Origin of the sequence: Paenibacillus sp. SORGH_AS_0306, assembly GCF_030819345.1 — a bacterium.
Lineage (GTDB): Bacteria > Bacillota > Bacilli > Paenibacillales > Paenibacillaceae > Saccharibacillus > Saccharibacillus kyungheensis.
In genome coordinates, this window is the sequence record NZ_JAUTBP010000001.1 from 2,287,149 (window position 1) to 2,307,498 (window position 20,350).

Genomic DNA, 20,350 nt, shown 5'->3' on the forward strand with positions numbered 1-20,350 from the left:
CAATTGATTCCACTCCTATCATTCAGCAATATCTCTTTACCTAATCTATTTAGTGCATATTTCAAAGCCAAAAGGCGTCCGCAAAATTATATTCTTCGATTTAACGAGTATCCAAAGGACGATCATCAAACTGAATGAATATGCTCATGTACCCGCCTTTTGACAATAAAAACTATTTTAGAATTGAACTACTTTTTTGACTGCATCAATAACACGTTTAGGTGATGGCAACCAAGAATCTTCAATTTGTGCAAATGGATAAACAGTATCCGGTCCTGCTACACGAAGTACTGGAGCTTCCAAGTGCAAGATTGCTTTTTCATTGATTTGTGCAATAACTTCTGCTGCTACGCCAGCACTTTTTTGTGCTTCTTGAACAACGATTGCACGATTTGTTTTTTGGATCGAAGCTACGATTGTATCAATATCAATCGGGCTTACTGTACGAAGGTCAATAATTTCTGCTTTGATTCCTTCTTCAGCCAATTGATCAGCCGCTTTAGTAGCTGTGTGAACCATCATGCCGTAAGCGATGATTGTTACATCAGAACCTTCACGTACTACGTTTGCTTTACCCAATTCTACTGTATAAGCTTCTTCAGGTACTTCTGCACGGAATGCATGGTACAAGTTCAAATGCTCCATAAAGAATACAGGATCGTTATCACGGATAGATGCGATCATAAGTCCTTTAGCATCGTAAGGGTTAGAAGGGATAACCACTTTGATACCTGGAGTTTGTGTAAGCAAGCCTTCTAGAGAATCAGTATGCAATTCTGCCGCTTTTACACCGCCACCGAAAGGTGTACGGAAAACGATTGGAGAATTGTATTTGCCACCAGAACGGTAACGCATACGAGCTGCTTGAACAACCATTTGGTCAAGTGCTTCAAAAATAAAACCTACGAATTGGATTTCAGCAACAGGACGGAATCCTTGGATACCCAAACCTACTGCCAAACCACCGATAGCTGACTCAGCAAGAGGTGTATCAAATACACGATCTTCACCAAATTCTGCTTGCAGACCTTCTGTTGCGCGGAATACGCCACCAACATGACCTACGTCTTCTCCGAAAAGGATCACATTAGGATCATTTTTCAATTCAACGCGAAGCGCATCACGAATCGCTTCTTTCATATTCATTTGTGCCATTTGCTTCATTTCCTCCTTAAACATTTCACTGTTCATGTTCACGCATCAAGGATCTAGATTAACGCTCTATTTTTAGAAACCTCTTATTCGAAATCAGCTTTTTGCTCTTCCAAGTGTTGAGGTGTTTGTTCAAACATGCTATCAATCAAGCCAGAAACAGTCATTTTCTCTGTTTTCTCTGCTTTTTTGATTTCTTCATTTACTTTAGCTTTAGCTTCTTCTCTTACGCGCTCTGTATCTTCATCAGTCCAGAGACCTTTTTCAGCCAAGTATTTAGCAAGACGAGCGATAGGATCTTTTTCACTCCAGATACCTTCTTCATCTTTAGTACGATATTTACTTGTATCATCAGACATGGAGTGAGGACGGAAACGGTAAGTAACAGCTTCGATCAATGTAGCACCTTCACCATTACGTCCGCGTTCAGCAGCATCTTGGACCGCTTTGATAACAGCAAGAACGTCCATACCATCTACTTTTACGCCTTTGATACCTGCTGCAACCGCTTTATGAGCGATCGACAATGCAGCTGTTTGTTTTGCGAAAGGAGTTGTAATTGCATAACCGTTATTTTGTACAAAGAAAATAACAGGCAATTTGTATACACCAGCATAGTTAAGACCTTCATAGAAGTCACCTTCAGAAGAACCACCATCACCTGTGTAAGCAATAACAACTTGTTTTTGTTTTTTCAATTTGTAAGCCATAGCAATACCCATTGCATGCAAAATTTGTGCACCAATGATGATTTGCGGCATTAAAACGTTAACGCCATCAGGAATTTGTCCACCGTGTTGATGTCCACGAGAGTACAAGAATGCTTGATAAAGTGGCAATCCGTGCCATACCAACTGAGGAATATCACGGTAACCCGGGCATACGAAATCTTCTTTTTGCAAAGCGAATTCGCTACCAACCATTGTAGCTTCTTGACCAGATACTGGTGCATAGAAACCAAGACGACCTTGACGACCTAAGTTAACTGCACGATCATCCCAACTACGTGTGAAGACCATACGATACATAATTTCTTTCAATTGATCATCGTTAAGATCAGGTAGTAAATCTTTGTTGACGATTTTGCCTTCAGGAGAAAGAACGGAAAGAGCTTCCACGTCCTCCGTATAAACTTCATAAGGAACCTTGCTCATTTTATTCACCTCAATAAAAAATTTGAATATCATGTCCCGCTGTTATAGAATTATTATACACCTGTTCTACTCCATTCGTCAAAACATACATTGAAATTTAGTAGATATGTGTATTATTGTATGTATAACAGCAGGTTAATATTTGTATAACAGTTTTACGATCTCTGTATTCAAAGACTTTACGACCGCACGAAACAATCTTAACGCATTGTGATACGCAATGCAAAAAATATTCCCGAAAAAGGTGATCACTGTGACAGATTCCCGTTATCTTAAAAGAACAATACTGAAAGAACAAATCGAAAGCAGCCATCTTGGTGAAAGTCGTACATTACGGATTTACTTGCCGCCAGGCTATAATGAAGTATTAAGTTATCCTGTAGTGTATTGTCAGGACGGTGAAGAATTTTTCAACTTTGGTCGAATTGCTACGTATGCCAACCAATTAATTTTAGATGAAAATATCGAGCCTTTTATTATCGTAGGTGTAGAAGTAAATACGAAGATTAGAACGCAAGAATATGCTCCATTTGGCGATCGCTTCGAAAAATACACCGCTTGTTTTGCTGAAGAAATCATTCCATATATCGAGCAAAAATATCCTGTGCGACGCACTCCAGATCAACGAATTCTAGCTGGCGATTCACTTGGCGGCAGCGTTTCGATCCATCTGTCCCTGTTATATCCTGAACTGTTTCAGCAGGTGATTAGTCTATCCGGTGCTTATTATCAACAAAGTCAGGATATTATCGCACAAGCTCAAAATCTTACAGATTTGAATGTATACATGATTGTCGGTCTGCAAGAAACAGATTTTGAGAGCGATACAGGTATTTACGATTTTGTACAATTAAACCGCGACACTCGTGATCTTTTGCAAGCACGTGGAGCAACTGTACAATATAGTGAAAAAGATGGTAAACATTTGTGGGGCTTCTGGCAAAAAGAACTTCCTGCTGCATTAAAATACTTTTTACCCGAAATCTAAAATTTGTAGTTCTTTAAGTACTTACAGTAGAAATCGAACTTTCAAACGGCTTATATCGATGTTCGCGCTTTCATAAGCAAAAAAATCTATAACTCGTTTGATTGCTCGTCTTTTCTATTGTATCTGTGTGATAGAAAGTTATGCAACTACAATTTCAATATATCTTTTTTTATTTATACCAAATTCACATATAAACGATACAATAGATCTTTAGTATGAGATGAAACGAGGGCTGATTCATGTTGATGAAGCGTGCTATTATTTTCTCGGGTGGTCAATTACATCCTGACTTTTTGCAACAAATTCAAGAAGACGATTTGATTATTGGTGCTGATCGTGGAGCACTATTTTTAATTGAACATGGTATTCATCCCCATGTAGCTGTAGGAGACTTCGATTCACTGACCGATCGCGAACATGATCTGGCAAATATCAAAGCTAACAGTGATCAATTGATTGTCTATGATTCGGTTGAAAAAGATTGGTCTGATACCGAAGCTGCTTTTGAAATAGCGATGGAACGTCATATTCGTGATATTTTAATTTTAGGAGCATTGGGTACACGATTTGATCATACGTTGGCAAATGTACAACTTCTTGTACGGGCGGTTCAACATCAGGTAAGTTGCAGCATTATGGATATGAATAATTATATTTCCCTTACCAGTACACAAGCCGTTATTGAAAATCGTGGGTTCCCTTATATTTCTTTATTGCCTATTACATCTGAAGTGACCGGCATTAATCTTACCGGATTTCAATATCCATTAGAGCAAGCTACTCTACGGATGGGTCAATCCCGTGGTATTAGTAATCATCTAATCAACGAAGAAGGTACAGTCAGTATCGAAGGCGGTCTACTGTTAATTATTCAGAGTAGAGATTAATTGTTATATTGTTTCTTCAATACAGTTCTCTACTGAATAAGTAACTACAATTGAATCGCTTTGTTTAACTCTTTTATGCACTTTACTACTTTTATTTACTTTGCTATATTTGTTTGATCCTTTTATTTTGTTACATATGTAAAAATAAATCATCACTAAAAAGCACCAAAATCAAAAATCCATCGACCAGAGAGCATTGCTGGTTCGATGGATTTTTTGTGTAATGAGCATTCGTAATGAGAATTAATAAAGCAAGTAGAATCTTCCGTATCTAATAACAAGAACAAAATAAGAAGTAATACACGCTTATCCCTTATTTTGATCAACTATATATAGATTCTTACTCTATACTCTTTCATTCCTAAAGATTATATTTTGTCATGATGATCTAGAATATTTTGCACAAATTCTGTTTTGGCTTGAGTGTATGCTTCTCGATCATCTTTGTTGTCTATTGCTAAATGTTGCTTCAATTGACCGTATTGCTCTGCCCATTCTGGATGTGCGATCAATCGATCCCGAAACAGAAGTTGATTTTGCCATTGCTGACCTTGTTGCAATACGATATGCAAATGAGCTGCCCGCTTATCATTGATCACTTTGACAAAAAATCGGCGATGCTGTTTACCATCTAATTCAGGCGGAACGTAATGCCAATCTTCTTTTTCCAATATAGGAATAATAACTGGTAATTGATCAAATGAATCTGTGATTGCCATCATATCTATAATAGGTTTGGCAGGAAGATTAGGTATCGCTGTACTACCAAAATGCTTAATATGTTGTATATCCACAGGAGATAGTAACTGCGTTAATTCATTTGTATAGAATTTGCCCTGCTCTATCCATTGTGGATCAGGTGGTGCAATCTCTACTGATTCTGTTGCCCAGATCGGCCATGTCGATTCATTCTCAATATTAGTCATCCTATTCCCTCCTTTTCAACCAAAATAACGATGATATAAAGTGCGTGCTTCTGCTATATCTTTTGTACCATGCACCATAACACGACCATCACGGAAAATAACAAAACGCTGTTCATTTGGCATCGTCATAGATACTAAAAAAGGAGTAACACTCACTTGATTTTCTTCAAGCTTGGCTAAGCGTTGAGCGGTCTGCTCTAGATCTATTATCATTTTTTGTGCTGGACGAATCTGTACCGTATCTCTACCACATAGTACTTCTGTTTTACTTTGACCCGCTTGAGTGAGATGTGGATACGTAGGTTGGGTACCACAAGAAGGACAATTCGACTTGCGTGCACTATTCATTTTGATAGACACCTGTTCATTATTCCATAAGTCAAATGATAACAATGTACCACGCAGTTGATCTGTATTACCGCTAAGAATCTTAATGGCTTCTGTACACTGATGAGCTACAACCATCTGAACAGCAGGAGGAATAATACCTGAAGTATCACAAGTATCTCCTCCAAGTGGTGCAGATTCCATTAAGCATTGTAGACAAGGTGTCACTCCGGGAATAATCGTAAATGTAATGCCGTAGCTTCCTACACAACCACCATATATCCAGGGAATATTATATTTTTGCGAAATATCATTAATCATTAATCGAGTCTCAAAATTATCTGTCGCATCCATGATCAGATCTACCCCTTTGGCTAGATCATTCATTTCATCAGCCGTTACGTCTGCAATATGTGCTTCAATAGTTACGTCAGAATTAATCTGTTGTAGACGACGTTGAGCAGCGATAGCTTTGGGCATACGATCTTGAGCATCTTGTTCTGTAAACAGTTGTTGCCTTTGCAAATTACTCCATTCTACATAATCGCGATCTGCAATAATTACTTTGCCTACTCCTGCACGAACCAGTGTCTCTGCAGAGCTAGAACCCAAAGCTCCAGCTCCTACAATAAGCACAGTGGCTTCTGTCAAATGTTGCTGACCTTTTTGACCTAAAGGAGTAAATCGCACTTGTCTGGAGTACCGATTATGTTGTTCTATTTGTTGCTGATTATTGGTATTATTCACGTTCAAGTCGTGATCATCCCTTCTGCTGGACTGCTCGCCACAGCATACTCACGTACAGGGATCATGCCTGCTTCCCTTCCTAATCGTCCTGCTTCCACACCTAGCTTCATAGCTGTTGCCATTTTAACAGGGTCCGTTGCGCCAGAGACAGCACTATTAAGGAGTACCGCATCGGCTCCAAGTTCCATCGCATACGCAGCATCTTTCGGTGAGCGTATACCGGCATCGACAATCACAGGTATAGTCGCTTGATCGATAATCCATTGCAACGCTGAAGGATTAAGTATTCCTTTACCAGAACCGATCGGGGAAGCTCCAGGCATAATCGCATGTACACCAAGTTGCTGTAAGCGTTTGGCTAACATATAATCATCAGAGATATACGGCAGAACAATAAATCCTTCTGCTAGCAAGGCTTCACAAGCTTTGACTGTCTCCAAAGGATCAGGTAAAAGCAATGTATCATCTCCGATAACTTCTACTTTTATCATATCACATAATCCAGAAGCTTTTGCCAGACGTGCTATCCGAATAGCTTCTTCGGCTGTTTTGGCTCCTGCGGTATTAGGCAATAGTTTATATTTTTGGAGATCTAACATTTCTAGAAAATTCGGTTCATTCACTTGATCTAGATTCAATCGTCTTACTGCAAATGTTAGCACTTCTGTGCCCGATGCTTCTACCGCCTGATTCTGAATCTGCAAATCTGTAAACTTCCCTGTGCCTAGTAACAGTCTCGATGTAAATGTATGTGTACCTATCGTTAACAAATCAGCCACCTCCTACAAAATGTACAATCTCTAATATATCTTTGTCTGCTAGTGTAATATGCGGATGCTCTTCTTTTTGCAAAATTTGTTGATTATGCTCGACAATCACTGTTTTATGACCTAATGATAAAGATTCTAGCAATTTGGATACAGTATTCAATTCAGGCTCTATCCATTTGTGATGACCATTGATAATCAGTTCCATGTAGTCACTCCTTTCGCTATAACTTGATCGCTTGATTTTTGTAAAGCTCGCTTTGGAGCAAAACAATCTGGAATATGCGCTGTATCATTGGTTATCAAAGCTTGTGTCATCCATTTTGCTGTACCTGCCGCTAGTAAAATACCATTGCGATAATGACCTGAAGCTGTCCATAAGCCATGAATAGGCTCAATCCGACCTAAATAAGGCAATTCATCCGGTGTTCCAGGACGTATACCTGACCAGCAACGGACAAACGTAGCTGAGCCAATAGCAGGCAGATATTGTTCAGCCTGAGACAATAACTGTGCAATAGCAGAAATATCTACACTAGTATCGATTCGATCAGATTTACTGGTAGCACCGATCCAGAGTCGATGATCACTTTTGGGAATAATATAAATTCCTTCTCCATAGATCGTATGACCAAGCCACTTTGACGGAGTGTTGACTTCGATTAATTCGCCTTTGACAGGAATAAAAGGTAATTCATATTGCTCGGTTGCTAGCAATTGTTGTGTACTCAATCCTGTTGTTAAAACCACCTGTTCAGCATATAACTCACCTCTGTTACTCACTACACCTTTAATTTGAGAGTTATTTTGCTGATACAGTAAACGTAAAACTTCTGTTTCCGAATAAAAATCAACTCCATATTGAGTTGCCGCTTGTACAAGTGCTTGATTAAGTAGCGCTGGAATTAATTGCGGTTCGTCTGGATTATAGATCATCCCTGATGGAGCATGCAGTTGTGGTTCTACTTGTGCCAGATAAGAGGGGCTCCACCACTGTTTGCGATCTGTTTTTATATTGTTAGCGTTCGTGATAGCAGAAAGACTGTAGTTATCGTTAAAAGTATGTTGATTGTTATCCAGTTGATGTTGAGGATTTCGATTAGGATGATTTGAATTTGGATCAATAGCATTTGCCTGCCATTGAACTTTTGATTGTTCTGCATGTAATGAATTTAACTCTATTTCAGTGAGAGGAAGTAAAAATCCCTCTGTTCGCAATCCAATATCTATGCCTGTTTGTTCAAGTAAATCGATAGCAAGCTTGCTATACAAGGATTGACTATACAGCGCCAATTGATGCAGTTCTACATGTGTAAAATGCTCAGAATGAGCAGCTAACATTCCACCTGCCGCCCCTGATGCACCAGAAGCTGGTTTACTTTTCTCAATTAATGCTACTTTGACCCCTTGCTGTGCTAGTTCATATGCCAAAGCAGCACCAATCACTCCTGCGCCTACAACGATTACATCATAATGATTAGTATTGAGATTGGATAAATGACCCATGATCTCATTCACTTCTTTCCTCGTAGTTATAGATTGGCAAACGTACGATTTGAAATACTTGCCTTATATTGCTGACAGATATGTTGAGGATAATCTGCTTCGAAAATACCAGACATTACCGCAATTCCTTTCGCCCCAGCCTGATAAATATCCTGACAATGGGCTGGCTGGATACCACCGATCGCAATCACCGGTATAGACACTGCATGACATACTTGTTCCAGTTGAATCAATCCCCGCGGAGATCGATCAGGCTTGGAAGTAGTAGGATAGATATGCCCGTAAAAAATATAATCTACTCCTTCCTGCTCAGCTTGTAGTGCTTGTTCTATATGATGAACAGACCGTCCTACTTTCCATGTCAAAGGTCTATGATCAATCGAAGGATAAGCCATATTTTCGCTTAAATGTACCCCTCCTATATTCATATCAACCGCTAATTGCGGTCGACTATTGATCCTTAGTTGTGAGCGCGGAACACCTTTATCTACCATTTGCTGAATTGTATTGATGATCTGAAGATCAGACCAATTTTTTTCGCGAATATGAATAGCAGTAACCCAGGGGTATACTTGTGATGCGATCTCTATCAACTTAGTCATCGATTGCTGACCTGTACTAATCGCATGAATTTCCATACTTATAAGATGCCTCCTTTACGTTCATAGATATAATAAAACGCAAAAAAGCCACTTCTTTTTAATAAGAAGTGGCTAGTATAGATCTAGAAAATAATGATCGCTCTGTTCGATCAAACAAGATTATTTAGAAGGAACGGAAATTGTATAATCTTATTCATCTATAGTAATAAGACATTTAGTAGATTATCACTACTTCATATTCTCTATTACTGGATTATTCCGATTATTGTATCGAACATTTCCGAAACTCTGCTACCACTTCCCTACGCTGGTATGATCCAGATCAGGTACAAAGGGTCCGAAAGCAATATCTGCTTTCATCTCAGCCTCAAGCGGCCCCCCTAGTGCATTCAAGCTATTCAATTTGTTATTCATCTTAGCAAAGACTATTCAATAAAGCAAATGATTCTCAGACTCTTTATAAAGTCATCTTTTACAGTTCATTTTAAAAATAAATGAGTACAACTAGCTATGACATCTTAAAAAGATGGAAAATCTTTTATTTCGCTTTAGCTTCAGACCACTGCTCAACATCCCAAATTTTAGTAACCCAATCTTCATAAAATTCAGGTTCGTGAGACACGAGTAATACTGTACCTTTATATGCTTTTAAAGCGCGTTTTAATTCATTTTTAGCATGAACATCCAAGTGATTGGTCGGTTCATCGAATAATACCCAATTGCTTTCACGCAGTAATAGTTTGCACAAACGAACTTTCGCTTGCTCTCCACCACTTAACATACGCATTGGGCGCGTGATATGCTCATTTTTCAGACCACAACGTGCCAGATGACCACGCACTTCATTTTGACTTAAATGTGAAAATTCATTCCATACTTCATCTATCGGTGTCAATTGGTCTGGACGTACTTCCTGCTCAAAATAAGCAGAATGCAAATAATCGCCCAGATATGTTTTACCACTAACCGGTTGAAGTTTACCTAGAATAGTTTTGAGCAATGTTGATTTACCTACACCGTTACAACCAACAATCGCAATTTTTTCGCCACGTTCAATATTCATTGTCATTTTAGGCAATAAAGCATGTGTATATCCAATCTCAAAGTCTTTACCTTCAAAGACTGTTTTACTACTTGCACGAGCTTCTTTGAAATTAAATGTTGGCTTAGCAAATTCTTCTGGTTTGTCGATACGTTCGATACGATTTAATTGCTTTTCACGACTTTTTGCACGACCGGATGTAGATGCACGTGCTTTATTTTTTTGAATAAATTCTTCTTGTTTTTTGATAAAATCTTGCTGTTTTTCAAAGGCTTCGATATGTTGATGCTTTTGAATATCAGCCATTTCTAAAAACTTATTATAATCAGCTGTATAACGATTTAATTTGGCAAATTCCAAATGATAAATTACATTAACGACTTGATTCATAAAATCTGTATCATGTGAGATCAATACGAAAGCATGTGGATATTCTTGTAGATAACGAGTTAGCCATTGGATATGCTCTACATCCAGATAGTTGGTAGGCTCATCCAGCAACAAAACATTAGGCTTTTCGAGTAATAGCTTGGCAAGCAGTACTTTAGTACGCTGACCACCGCTCAAAGCTGTTACGTCTTTATCAAGTCCAATAACATTGAGTCCAAGACCGTAAGCCATATCTTCAACTTTGGTATCTAATAGATAAAAGTCTCCTATTTCCAGTTGCTCTTGAATATCACCCATTCGTTCTAACAATACTTCCAATTGTTCCGGGGATGCTTCAGCCATCTGGTTGGTGACTTCATTTAACTCCTGCTCTAATTCTAGCAACGGAAGAAAAGCATCTTTCAGTACATCACGTACTGTTTTTCCTTCTGTTAACTTAGTATGCTGATCTAAATAACCATAACGTACACGCGGAGCCCATTCGACTTTACCGCTATCTTTCAACAGTTTACCTGTCATAATATTCATCAATGTTGATTTGCCAGCACCATTTGCACCGACTAAGCCTACATGCTCTCCAGCAAGCAGACGAAAAGATACATCCCGAAATAATGTTCGGTCTCCAAAATTATGTGTTACATTTTCTACTGATAACAAACTCATACTAAATAATGCTCCTGTCTATGTTAAATATCTCTTTTTTAAATATACATCATCACAAAATTGCTACAGAGTGTATTGTAACATAAGCAGAAGCTGTCTAGAACTGAAAATTTTCATTTTTTTACATTCATTTTCTGATGTGTAGAATAAATGTATGCTTTTACGAACGGTTTGAAAGAATTGAAGTAATCTTATTATCGTTGAAGATTTTGCCATTTTATGAAAAGATCAAAGCTTTTTTACTTACTTCTAAAAATTAAATTTAACTGTCGGTTGTTACTTTAAGAAGTAGATTGTATTAGTTTTAAGACATAGCTTGTTAAGAATATTATAAACGACTGAATACTTTGAATTTGATTTTGACTTTAGTTAATAAAAAGCCTAGTATGAAAAAGAACCTTAGGGTTTATTCCTGATTTCTAAGGAGGAATTAAAAGCCATGAACATGTTTTTACAAAGTCACTTTCAAAATTAATTAACTCTCTCAAAGTATTGTTTTTATAATGTTACTTTACTATTTGCAATACTACATTTGAGGGAGTTTTAAAAATGAATGATCAAAGAATAAATACTACAGCTGAAACAACATTGAATTTGCTCTTAGAAAAAGCCCACAAATTGCGTGAAGAAGGGCGTGCTAAACAAGACCCAGAAATTCTGAAAGAAGCACGTTCTCTTCTTTTAGAAATGGTCGCTACCTATCCAGATCACGCTGAGGTAAATTACCAGACTGGAATGGTTCACGATAATTCCGGATATCCGAATGAAGCTATCCCTTATTATGTAAAGGCAATTGACCAAGGTCTTACAGGAGCAAATCTGCAAAGATGTTTGCTTGGTCTTGGCAGTACCTACCGTTCTTTAGGTTACTATCAAGAAGCGGTTGAAACTTTACATCGAGGTGTAACAGAGTTTCCTGAACACCGTGGCCTTCAAATCTTTTATTCAATGGCTCTGTATAATGCAAAAGATTACAAACAGGCTATGGAGATTGTTTTGGCTAATCTAATGGAAACGACTTCTGATGAACATCTTCAATACTTCAAAAGAGGAATTTCTTACTACGCTCAACACCTTGATGAAACTTGGTAAATTTTTATCGTTTTAAAATTAAGCTTGATGCACAACCTGCCAAACGATGATCGGTAGTTCAAAACCAAAAACCAGTAACCTTTTATAAGGTTATTGGTTTTTTTGTATGACTTTTGAGTTAAAAAAGCTATTTTATACAACATTAATGAATTAAAGGATTACGGCAATCACGTAGAAAGTATCCTGATTTCGCAGCTTCTTTGGCATCGGTGAATAAATCTTGAGCTGGTGCAGGTAACTTACAACCATTAGGATAAGCATACTTGATACCTGAATCAGGATCAGTCGTTCCTAACCATGAAGTCTTTTTCACTAATCGTCCTCCGCCAAGCGCATAATTATTATAATAACCGCTTCCTGTCGGAATCCCCTGCAAAAAAGAAATAATACCGATATCGTTAATACTGTTGTTCCATTCCTCTTGCGATATCGTTGGTAATGTAAATGTATAAGAAATCCCATAACGAGAAGCATATTCATTGTGTTTATTGATATAGTAAGCCAAATCTTTTTGAATTGAACTCACTATCGCTGTACGTCTCACTTGCTCAAATGTATTGATCTGATCTAAAAGCGCTATATTCGTCTGATCCGCTAACTGCTCTGCTTCTCCATCTAACACTTTTCCTGTACTGGCTTCGACAACATGCACATAATGATCTAGCGTAAATTGGATACTATTGCCTTGTGCATCAGAATACGCATATGGCTTTTTCGGATGCCAAATATGTCTAGCATTAGGCAATCCATCACTTCCTGCATAATCTTCAGTCGCATAGATGTAATAACCATCATAATCAATCACTACGATTGCAGGGATATAGTGCAGTAGATTTTGCTGTGCAGACTCATCTCCACGAATACCAAAATTCAAATACAATGTATTCAAAAATGTATGTAATGCTAACTCTTTATCTGCTCGAAAAAACTTTTCTGAAGAGTATCCTGCTTCGTATTGTTGCTGCTCATTCGTACTCATCACCTGACCTGCATCTTGAGCAGCTGTACGAAGTGCTGTAGTATACGAAATTTGTAGACTTGATGCTTGCGCCTGTTCGTCAGTATGTAAGCCACTCAGCCAAAATAGCGGAAAGAAAATAATAACAAACAAAATAGCAAAATCAGTAATCTTCATTCAGCACCATGCCTCCATAACGTGCAAGTACAGCAGAACGATTCTGATTTCCTTCGATCCCTAACATTCCGCGCAATATCGCTGCCATTGTTCGATTCGTACTTTCTACTTTCACTGTAAAATAATCTCCATTTTGTAAACGATATTGTCTGCTTTGATCATCTTTAGGTGTGCTATTATCTGGATACAATACAGGCATGATAGCATTCTCATAGTATCCCTCATACACAGTTGTAAATTTATTTTGAAAAGTATTTACGTTCGCTGGATCTGTATATTCAGGATGATATGTTTTGTGTAAATGTTCGATTTGAATAGTATACTCATTGCCTGTTGTATTAATTTCACGCGTGAAATCATTATACATAGTAGGTGTTACGTATCCTTTGGTGCGTACAGCATCTGTAAATTGAACAACTGCATTATAAACTATCATCTGAGAAAGATCGTCTTGTCGCTCTGCCGCTTGCATCGTAGGAAATACATATAATAAAGCTACCGCAAGAAAAGCGGCAAATACTTTGGACATCGAATTCATAGCGTTCTCCTTGATCGTTCTGTGGTATAGCACTATGGGCTACTACATCATATTGATTAGCTAAATAGAATAGTAACCACTTCACCTTGTGGATTCGTCTGGTAAGTCACTTGATACGTACGATTGACTTCTATTCTCAGTAATGCAGATGGTTCAGGTTTTACAGCATGAGGATAAAGCACATGATCGATTTGCATATCTACACCGATCTCTTGAATCTGAGCAATCGATTGTCTGACCTGTGCACCTGTATACGTCAACTGTTCTGAAATGCCTATATACTGCTGAACGCTTTGCTTTTGTCCTTGCATCACAGGTTCTGATAATTGATTTACTTTCTGAATACCACCACTTAGATAAAGTGCCGCAAGGCAAGCTGTTCCGAACAAAAATAATTGAACAGCGAGCCACAGCATACTTTTTGTACTATTATCCATCGATTAGTCCTTACTGCTGAGTGAAGACAAGACCACGTACAACGTTAGAACGATCTTTAATAATCGCAGCTTTGAATTTACCGCTCGGATTAACATACTCTGGGCTTGATTCTGTCATCGTATTATTCATATCACCATTGGCTTTAGCTGTTACGGATCCATAAGAATCTGAAGTTAATTCTCCACTTGTGTTTAAAGTATTACCGTACCATTGACCATTTGAACCTTTGTTTTTACCCGTTGTTACCTGAACGCCAAATTGTTCTTTACCGCTAAATTTACGTAAAGCATTGGTTACTTGAGAACCACTGATAGTTGTACCATCATAGACTGTATAAGACGCTTGAGATAATTCAGTTTGGATATCAGCAAAGTTATTTTGTGCCGTTTTGGTAGCTTCTTGAGCAGAAATAAATAAGATTACTACAATCGTTATCAAAGCGATCGTTAAAAATATTCCTGCGGCTACTTTTAAAGCGGTTGAAGCATTATTCATTGTAAAATCCCCCGTTATTTGTTTTGTAGTTTATCAGTTTTAACGTGTATCAATAGCTATATTCTTTGAATCTGATCGTAATAGACTTCCATCTGACTAAAGCTCATACCTATCAGTGGTAAGACTAGATAAAGGAATATCAGAGCATACATCGGAGTAAAACCGATCATTTTGCCCCATGTTGCTTTTGTTTCGATCATTTTTTCGTATTCTTGACGACGTTGTTCAAAGTAATAGGACATATCACTTTCAAGATCATCAAATGCTTGCGGAATCGGAATTTTGTCTACTGCCAGATGTAGTTTGTCTACTAGCTTGCCGAATTCAGGGAAAGATACTTCGTCTTTCAACTGTTCTAGTGCGTCTTCAGGCCCATGCTCATAATGCAGTAAACATTTCTGTAGTGGCAATTTAAAGATCACAGCAAATCGATTCATCCATTCTAAAATCACTTCCACAGACATACGATCCATTCCACTTAGCATAGAGATCACTGTATGGAATTGGTACACTTCATGCTTCATATCCATACTGCGTGCTTTTTTCTGGAAATAAAGCATCCATACAGGCACTTGATAAGCAATAAAAGCAGTGAGTAAAGCAATCAGTAATTCCCACCAGCGAAAATACTCGGTATCATACGCTTTGAGCTTGAGCAAAATTCGATCAGTTGTCGTATTGATCTGCTCCTGATCTCGAAATTTTCCCGAGTTGTTCACTTGTGTAGCAATCTGTTCATATGTCGCTTTACTGGACAATCCAACAGACATCATAATTTGACGATCCAAAGTTGCTAAATCTTCTGCATTTTTTTGCTCATCTATAGACATAGAGCCAAATAACATATCGTTTTTGACAGGTGCATACAGAATCATTTCTTTAGCTTGTTGATGCAGAATAATTCCTGCTGATAATGTAATGCCAAAACATAAAATGCAAAGTACTAATCTGCGTACTTGCAACCATTCCACCGTGATACGAGCATTGACATCATTCAGTAATTTGTCTAAACGATACTTATGAAGTGGATTTTCTCCGGCTGAGGCTAGAAATACGATTTTGCTAAACCATTTCCATTTCAACAATACTTGCTCCCAGGAGCGATAATCTTTGCCTGCTCGATAAGTGGTTTCATCGTAAGTCTGTAATTTTTGCAGTAACAGATAACTGATCAGAATAAGGATAAAAATAAAAATTCGTGCGATAAATCCTAATTTACTGGTATAAAAATCATCCATTGCTGGAAAGTTACTACGTGCCCATTGTTCAATCGGATTGGTAAAAAAGATCGGTACAAGCACGATAATATTTAGACTTTTGAGTAGATAATCGAGCTTATCGCGTCGTAAAATTTCTAAATGGATCTCTTTGATCAGATTACTGAGTCCTCTAAGATACATCGATCCGTCTTGCCTTACTTTATCTCCGTATTCCATTACCATACCGGATATACCCGCAAAAGCTTTGAGAAAGCGATTAGGCGCTGTCTCGTAATATTGCTCTAATCGTTCTTCGGGATGTTGGTCGGTTAATGCTTCTACAATCAAATTAGCATGTAGAGCAATTTCAGGAGCAGCATATTCCGCTGCTTCGTATAACGATTCATCAACCATGCCATGACGATGATAATGATGTCTAACATCAGCTAACAGATCAACCATTTGACGCAACAATCTTCGTTCTAATCGACCTGCATAAGCTTCGATAAACATGCTATTTAGTACGACCGCTGCAATACAAAGCATAATAAAGAATAACGGATCAGGATTGCGGATAATTAGGATGACTATTGATCCACCTAATATGCCTATAATCATCCATGTTACTGCCATTGTACGGCGACGTAATTCCCATTCTTCATAAGCATGAATACTGGTTAGTCGTTTGCGAATACGTAGAACATAATTGCCTAGAAGCGGGATTTTCATCGCAACCATATAGGATTGTTGCAACGTTTGATAATGCCATGCTTGCCATTTTTTACGTAGATCCTGATTTTTTTCAGAAGGCATCATTGCTGTCAGATGTCGACTACGATTATGTTGTATCCGATAAAGTAATATCACAACTGCCATTCCGACTGCACATATAATCAAGACAGCGATAAGCAAATGCTTGATACTCATACAGCTTGCCCCCAATACGTATTTACAAAACGCTCAAATAAAACACGATCTTGAGTAGTCATTTGCTCTTGCATTTCAATTTGATTTTTTGTGGACATTGGATGAACAGCTACATAGACCCCATCATGATATTCAATAATATTACGTGCAATAAACGTATAACGCTGATTGTGACCTTCTTCTTCGCTTAAATCTGCTACCGGCACACACTCGGTGATCCGTTCGATATAACGTTGACCTTCGGCATCTCTTTTTAAATGGATATCAAAGTTAATAACGCTGACCACTTGCTCTTCGGCGATTACTTCATTTTGAAAAACACCTGTTTTGAGTAGTGAGTTACGTAAAGAATAGATCAGATCGCGAAACGTTTTCGCATGATGGGTGAAAATAGTGAACAAACTGGCAACCTGTGCCATCTGAATCATCCAGGCAGCTACTTCATCTGTAGCAACCTCTCCCAAAATATTAACTGTTCCATCGGTTTTCTTTTGAACATCAAGCCCTTGTTGACCTGATACATTCTCTGTTTCACGAAAGCTCAAAATATTACGACGACTATAAATTTCACGTAAATGAAGCTCTGATGCCATCTCTTGTACCCTTAACGTGTAAGAAGCGTAAATATGTTTTACCAATGCCATTAACAATGTCGTTTTACCGGAACCTTGAGCACCTGTAATCGAAGTGATACGTGCTCCTTTCATTAAGTAAACCAGCATTTCGATGACCATTGCAGATTGATCGCCACGAATCAGTTGTTCCAACGTAGCGTTTTGCACATCGAACTTACGGACAAAAAATGCCCATGATTCGGCAAAAGGAGGACGCACCACAACTATCCGAGATCCATCTTTCATTTCATTTACTTTATAACCATTGGCTTCTGACAATTGTCCGGGATGATTGTATTTGTAAATATTTTGACAGACCCGTTTTAATTCACGTACAGAACCAAAGCTGAGAAACGACAAATGAATCGATTTTCCTTTATAAAATAGCCATACACTTTCCCATCCTTTGGCAGGTGGTTCTGTTACTTGGTCTTTAGGGTTAGGCATATAACGTGGTGTTAATTGGCCGGAATCTTCAAGTACACCACTTACCCCACCGCTGACGCCATCGACCCGTTGATCTCTAATTTCATCAATTACAGAGAATCCTTTATAATGCTGATAGACTTTTTGCGTCACGATATCTAGCTTTTCTTCAAAAGTTAAGGATCGATATTCTTGTCTGAAAATTTGCTGGATATCATGCTCTGTAATTGCATAAGACAAACTATCTCCATCCGTCTCGATTAACTTAGGCGCTGCAAGATCATATGTATCGATCAATATCGATAATCCATCACGTCCATATTCGCTAATGTAGCGATATAACAAAATATCAAACTGTTCGCCTGTAGTTAGGCGCTCTTCTTGATCAAACGGAATAATCTGATTAATATTAGTTTCGTTAAGCCCGTATCCTTTGTGCAATAGACCTGCGATAAAGTCTTTCACATAACGCTTATCCATCACATCTCCAGATATACATCCTTTTAACGCTTGGCGTAATTCAGTACGTTTTGCTATTCTGCGTCGGTACTCTTCTTCATTCAGACCATAATCGGATAGACGGCTATGGCTCATATCATGCAATTGATCTTTGACGTATTGAATCAATGCAAACAATGTATGCTCTTGACTGTGATTAATAGCAATATCGTTACCTGCAAGGGCTGCGCGACGATGACGTGCAAATAATAACAGACCAAGAATCAGCAACACGATAATAATCAAAGTCATATTGATCCCATTTTCAAATAGCATGAAGCTTCCCCTCTCCAAGCCGCTTATGATCATGCCCTTCATTTAACTGTGTCAGTATATGTTCTGTTAACATCGTCGTCTGCTTAAACAACTCTGTATATTTACGCGGCTGCGTTACGCCAAGATTACGACGCACAAATGAGAGTAATGTTTGTGCATTCCATGCATCTCTAAATTGAGCATCATTTTCTATCGCAAATAGAGGTTGCTTTAAGCCAAATTTGCGACGAATATTAGCAACCGCACATTTGGAATCAGAGTCATAAGCTCCTAGAACTGTTGTCCATGGCTGTTGATGGATATTCCCCCACTGATTAGCAGTATTAAAAAAGGACTCTAAATGATTAATATTCTGGCTCATATTCACAACTATGCTATCTGCTTGCTTTAATAATTCCACTTTGTCCATCCCTGACCCTACATCTACTATCACAAGATCATAATACTCATTAGCAATATTTAAAATGTCTTGCCAATCTGAACCTTCTTCCAGAGACGAAGAATGGGATGCAACCATAGTTCCTGGTAGCAGATCTAACCGATCTTTCAATAATGGGATTGTATAATCCGAGATATTATTTTTGTTCAACTTGCGTGAAGATAACAATCTACGCACACTATCAATGCCAATATCTGATTCTTGATAAGCAGTCGATACGATAGTTCCTTGTGCCATTAATCCACTTTCTATACTTTCACCTTGAGCTTGATTATGGCAGACCAATATCCGTAATCGATATTGTAATGCTGCTGTTAATGTCACTAATGCAGTATGTGAAGATGTTCTGCCATGACCTGCTTGTGGGCTCCAAAACATTACTGTACTCATGCTCTTTTCCTTTCTGCTTGTTTCAGCGCTCTTTTGATTTCTTTATTTTCCATGCCACTGATCTGACCTGTTAGTTCACACAATCCTTTTTTGAACAAACGAGACAATGGACGAATACGTAACTTTTCTGCATATTCATTTTCTAGTTTTAAAGCCATATCTGATTCTGTCCATGGAATCGTAATCACCTCTGTATTCCATGCAATATGCAAATGCTCTAAATGGCTACGAATATACTCTGATTCAAGCGAGCAATCTATCGTATGAATAAATGTTAATTGAAATGAGGGTACAAAATTAGCTTTGTCTTGAGCTTGCATCTGCTGATACCATTGCTCAAACCAAGCAATACTTTTGTCGATCGTTAAGCGGTCATAATCGCTCACCCAGACATGCTCTTGCGCATCTGTCCATTGTTCTCGATTATAAAAAGACAACTGTTCCAAATCACAAAGAATATAATCGTAATGAGTACAATCTTCACCTGTATGGGATAATTGCTGATTAATCTGTTCCAAAGATTCAAAACCTGTTGCCAAATCAAATCCGGCAAATTCAGTGATTGTCTGTATATATTCTGAATTGCCACTGTAATAGCGATAACGATGTTCTAATGTGGCATCGATCAACAATACTTTTTGCCCGGCTGATGTCATCAAAGCACAAAGCGATAACATCAAATCTCGTTTATCGCATAATCCTGTAAATATCCAGGTTTTCAAAAAACTCAAT

General features: G+C 38.1%; 20 protein-coding genes, 1 pseudogene and 1 riboswitch. Of the genes and pseudogenes, 3 read left to right on the plus strand and 18 right to left on the minus strand.

Annotated elements, in window-relative coordinates; genetic code table 11:
* Nucleotides 1–177: 177 nt before the first annotated feature.
* Together QE450_RS09825 and pdhA are read right to left on the minus strand one after the other, a co-directional pair.
* Entirely contained in the window at nucleotides 178–1,155 is a 978-nt protein-coding gene (locus tag QE450_RS09825) for an alpha-ketoacid dehydrogenase subunit beta (protein WP_273612630.1), read from the minus strand.
* Nucleotides 1,156–1,238: 83 nt separating this feature from the next.
* Entirely contained in the window at nucleotides 1,239–2,306 is a 1,068-nt protein-coding gene (pdhA, locus tag QE450_RS09830; protein WP_069325966.1) for a pyruvate dehydrogenase (acetyl-transferring) E1 component subunit alpha, read from the minus strand.
* Between the two features lie 253 nt (nucleotides 2,307–2,559).
* Between pdhA and QE450_RS09835 the strand changes: the two genes are divergently transcribed.
* Both QE450_RS09835 and QE450_RS09840 read left to right on the plus strand, forming a co-directional pair.
* Nucleotides 2,560–3,294 carry an alpha/beta hydrolase gene (locus QE450_RS09835; protein WP_273612631.1) on the plus strand — a complete coding sequence of 245 codons (735 nt, stop codon included), beginning with the start codon at nucleotides 2,560–2,562 and terminating at the stop codon, nucleotides 3,292–3,294.
* A gap of 239 nt (nucleotides 3,295–3,533) precedes the next feature.
* Nucleotides 3,534–4,181 (plus strand): thiamine diphosphokinase, encoded by a 648-nt coding sequence (locus tag QE450_RS09840; protein WP_274172589.1) that lies wholly within the window; start codon nucleotides 3,534–3,536, stop codon nucleotides 4,179–4,181.
* Nucleotides 4,182–4,549: 368 nt separating this feature from the next.
* Here the strand turns inward: QE450_RS09840 and QE450_RS09845 are convergent, their stop codons facing one another.
* The 8 genes and pseudogenes from QE450_RS09845 to QE450_RS23640 all read right to left on the minus strand — a co-directional run.
* Nucleotides 4,550–5,107 carry a GrpB family protein gene (locus tag QE450_RS09845; protein WP_307298945.1) on the minus strand — a complete coding sequence of 186 codons (558 nt, stop codon included), beginning with the start codon at nucleotides 5,105–5,107 and terminating at the stop codon, nucleotides 4,550–4,552.
* A 15-nt stretch (nucleotides 5,108–5,122) separates the two neighbouring features.
* The gene (locus QE450_RS09850; RefSeq protein ID WP_307302658.1) at nucleotides 5,123–6,181 is read right to left on the minus strand and encodes a MoeB/ThiF family adenylyltransferase; all 1,059 of its coding nucleotides are present in this window, start codon (nucleotides 6,179–6,181) and stop codon (nucleotides 5,123–5,125) included.
* Nucleotides 6,182–6,183: 2 nt separating this feature from the next.
* Nucleotides 6,184–6,951, minus strand: coding sequence for a thiazole synthase (locus QE450_RS09855; protein WP_307298946.1), 768 nt, complete (start codon nucleotides 6,949–6,951; stop codon nucleotides 6,184–6,186).
* 1 nt (nucleotide 6,952) lies between these two features.
* Nucleotides 6,953–7,156: a sulfur carrier protein ThiS gene (gene thiS / locus QE450_RS09860; protein ID WP_307298948.1), complete on the minus strand. Its 204-nt coding sequence runs from the start codon at nucleotides 7,154–7,156 to the stop codon at nucleotides 6,953–6,955.
* A complete protein-coding gene (locus tag QE450_RS09865; RefSeq protein ID WP_307298950.1) occupies nucleotides 7,147–8,466 on the minus strand; it encodes an NAD(P)/FAD-dependent oxidoreductase in 1,320 nt (439 codons plus the stop codon). The genes thiS and QE450_RS09865 overlap by 10 nt, the downstream gene beginning before the upstream one ends.
* A gap of 14 nt (nucleotides 8,467–8,480) precedes the next feature.
* Nucleotides 8,481–9,092: a thiamine phosphate synthase gene (locus tag QE450_RS09870; RefSeq protein WP_307298952.1), complete on the minus strand. Its 612-nt coding sequence runs from the start codon at nucleotides 9,090–9,092 to the stop codon at nucleotides 8,481–8,483.
* 246 nt (nucleotides 9,093–9,338) lie between these two features.
* A riboswitch (TPP riboswitch) is annotated at nucleotides 9,339–9,448 on the minus strand.
* Between the two features lie 146 nt (nucleotides 9,449–9,594).
* A complete protein-coding gene (locus tag QE450_RS23635) occupies nucleotides 9,595–10,488 on the minus strand; it encodes an ATP-binding cassette domain-containing protein (protein ID WP_441005609.1) in 894 nt (297 codons plus the stop codon).
* Nucleotides 10,489–10,562: 74 nt separating this feature from the next.
* A pseudogene (locus tag QE450_RS23640) lies at nucleotides 10,563–11,151 on the minus strand (ATP-binding cassette domain-containing protein); the annotation flags it as partial.
* A gap of 549 nt (nucleotides 11,152–11,700) precedes the next feature.
* Here QE450_RS23640 and QE450_RS09880 point away from each other — a divergent pair.
* Complete coding sequence (locus QE450_RS09880) at nucleotides 11,701–12,243, plus strand: tetratricopeptide repeat protein (RefSeq protein WP_301262047.1); 543 nt, start codon at nucleotides 11,701–11,703, stop codon at nucleotides 12,241–12,243.
* Nucleotides 12,244–12,385: 142 nt separating this feature from the next.
* On the opposite strand, the gene QE450_RS09885 is transcribed toward QE450_RS09880, so the two are convergent.
* From QE450_RS09885 to QE450_RS09920, 8 genes are read right to left on the minus strand one after another with little or no spacing between them, the layout of a single operon-like run.
* On the minus strand, nucleotides 12,386–13,378 hold the full coding sequence (locus QE450_RS09885; protein ID WP_307298954.1) for a hypothetical protein: 993 nt from the start codon (nucleotides 13,376–13,378) through the stop codon (nucleotides 12,386–12,388).
* The gene (locus tag QE450_RS09890) at nucleotides 13,365–13,916 is read right to left on the minus strand and encodes a hypothetical protein (protein WP_274172577.1); all 552 of its coding nucleotides are present in this window, start codon (nucleotides 13,914–13,916) and stop codon (nucleotides 13,365–13,367) included. The genes QE450_RS09885 and QE450_RS09890 overlap by 14 nt, the downstream gene beginning before the upstream one ends.
* Nucleotides 13,917–13,972: 56 nt before the next feature.
* Entirely contained in the window at nucleotides 13,973–14,353 is a 381-nt protein-coding gene (locus QE450_RS09895) for a hypothetical protein (RefSeq protein ID WP_301262049.1), read from the minus strand.
* Between the two features lie 10 nt (nucleotides 14,354–14,363).
* Nucleotides 14,364–14,849, minus strand: coding sequence for an ABC transporter permease (locus QE450_RS09900; RefSeq protein ID WP_204823836.1), 486 nt, complete (start codon nucleotides 14,847–14,849; stop codon nucleotides 14,364–14,366).
* Nucleotides 14,850–14,905: 56 nt separating this feature from the next.
* Complete coding sequence (locus tag QE450_RS09905) at nucleotides 14,906–16,975, minus strand: hypothetical protein (protein ID WP_307298957.1); 2,070 nt, start codon at nucleotides 16,973–16,975, stop codon at nucleotides 14,906–14,908.
* Nucleotides 16,972–18,789: a P-loop NTPase family protein gene (locus QE450_RS09910; protein ID WP_307298960.1), complete on the minus strand. Its 1,818-nt coding sequence runs from the start codon at nucleotides 18,787–18,789 to the stop codon at nucleotides 16,972–16,974. Before QE450_RS09910 ends, QE450_RS09905 begins: the two co-directional genes overlap by 4 nt.
* A complete protein-coding gene (locus QE450_RS09915; RefSeq protein WP_307298963.1) occupies nucleotides 18,779–19,618 on the minus strand; it encodes a P-loop NTPase family protein in 840 nt (279 codons plus the stop codon). The genes QE450_RS09910 and QE450_RS09915 overlap by 11 nt, the downstream gene beginning before the upstream one ends.
* Nucleotides 19,615–20,340 (minus strand): hypothetical protein, encoded by a 726-nt coding sequence (locus QE450_RS09920; protein ID WP_273612646.1) that lies wholly within the window; start codon nucleotides 20,338–20,340, stop codon nucleotides 19,615–19,617. Before QE450_RS09920 ends, QE450_RS09915 begins: the two co-directional genes overlap by 4 nt.
* Nucleotides 20,341–20,350: the final 10 nt, after the last annotated feature.

Bases quoted from the DNA above. Each gene is read 5' to 3' on its own strand.
- QE450_RS09870 (WP_307298952.1), bottom strand. From the start codon at position 9,092: ATGGAAATTCATGCGATTAGTACAGGTCAGCAATCGATGACTAAGTTG.
- QE450_RS09880 (WP_301262047.1), top strand. From the start codon at position 11,701: ATGAATGATCAAAGAATAAATACTACAGCTGAAACAACATTGAATTTG.
- QE450_RS09825 (WP_273612630.1), bottom strand. From the start codon at position 1,155: ATGGCACAAATGAATATGAAAGAAGCGATTCGTGATGCGCTTCGCGTT.
- QE450_RS09915 (WP_307298963.1), bottom strand. From the start codon at position 19,618: ATGAGTACAGTAATGTTTTGGAGCCCACAAGCAGGTCATGGCAGAACA.
- QE450_RS09845 (WP_307298945.1), bottom strand. From the start codon at position 5,107: ATGACTAATATTGAGAATGAATCGACATGGCCGATCTGGGCAACAGAA.
- QE450_RS23635 (WP_441005609.1), bottom strand. From the start codon at position 10,488: ATGAATCAAGTCGTTAATGTAATTTATCATTTGGAATTTGCCAAATTA.
- pdhA (WP_069325966.1), bottom strand. From the start codon at position 2,306: ATGAGCAAGGTTCCTTATGAAGTTTATACGGAGGACGTGGAAGCTCTT.
- QE450_RS09910 (WP_307298960.1), bottom strand. From the start codon at position 18,789: ATGCTATTTGAAAATGGGATCAATATGACTTTGATTATTATCGTGTTG.
- QE450_RS09900 (WP_204823836.1), bottom strand. From the start codon at position 14,849: ATGAATAATGCTTCAACCGCTTTAAAAGTAGCCGCAGGAATATTTTTA.
- QE450_RS09890 (WP_274172577.1), bottom strand. From the start codon at position 13,916: ATGAATTCGATGTCCAAAGTATTTGCCGCTTTTCTTGCGGTAGCTTTA.
- QE450_RS09840 (WP_274172589.1), top strand. From the start codon at position 3,534: ATGTTGATGAAGCGTGCTATTATTTTCTCGGGTGGTCAATTACATCCT.
- QE450_RS09905 (WP_307298957.1), bottom strand. From the start codon at position 16,975: ATGAGTATCAAGCATTTGCTTATCGCTGTCTTGATTATATGTGCAGTC.
- QE450_RS09885 (WP_307298954.1), bottom strand. From the start codon at position 13,378: ATGAAGATTACTGATTTTGCTATTTTGTTTGTTATTATTTTCTTTCCG.
- thiS (WP_307298948.1), bottom strand. From the start codon at position 7,156: ATGGAACTGATTATCAATGGTCATCACAAATGGATAGAGCCTGAATTG.
- QE450_RS09895 (WP_301262049.1), bottom strand. From the start codon at position 14,353: ATGGATAATAGTACAAAAAGTATGCTGTGGCTCGCTGTTCAATTATTT.